Raw genomic sequence first — 502 nt, 5'->3', positions numbered from 1 at the left:
ACAAAGACCATCGATGATTCGCAAATCCTCGCCGGGAAAGTTTTTGATATCATCGTCGTCTAAATATCTCCTAGAGGTTTTTTGTGCCACCGCTAACATCATCTTAGCCGTTTCTTTGTCGGCAGCTTTCCAGTTGCCTGATTTCAATAATCTGTCGAGTTCGGTATACAAAAAACCAGAAGAAGACACGATGGTAGTATCTGCCACGGCTTCAGTTATCGACTGGAGTTGAGATGCGATCGCTTCTATCTGCGATTCTAGCCGTGATAGCGATTGAGATGTGATCGCTTTGACCCGAGATTCTAGCCATGATAGCGATTGGGATTGAGATGCGGTCGCTTCTATCTGCGATTCTAGCCATGATAGCGATTGGGATTGAGATGCGATCGCTTCTACCTGCGATTCTAGGCGTGATAGCGATTGGGATTGAGATGCGATCGCTTCTATCTGCGATTCTAGGCGTGATAGCGATTGGGATTGAGATGCGATCGCTTCTACCTGC

Annotated in this window: 1 protein-coding gene; it reads right to left on the bottom strand. The window is 46.8% G+C overall.

All coding sequences use genetic code 11. The features are described 5' to 3' along the window. The coding region (locus tag P5674_RS25870) for a GUN4 domain-containing protein (protein ID WP_315670488.1) at positions 1-502 on the bottom strand (502 nt) is incomplete at both ends.

The organism is Limnospira sp. PMC 289.06 (genome assembly GCF_032350395.1).
Taxonomy (GTDB): Bacteria; Cyanobacteriota; Cyanobacteriia; order Cyanobacteriales; family Microcoleaceae; genus Limnospira; species Limnospira platensis.
The sequence above is the reverse complement of the archived record's forward strand: the minus strand, read 5'-3'. Positions and strand labels throughout refer to the sequence as shown.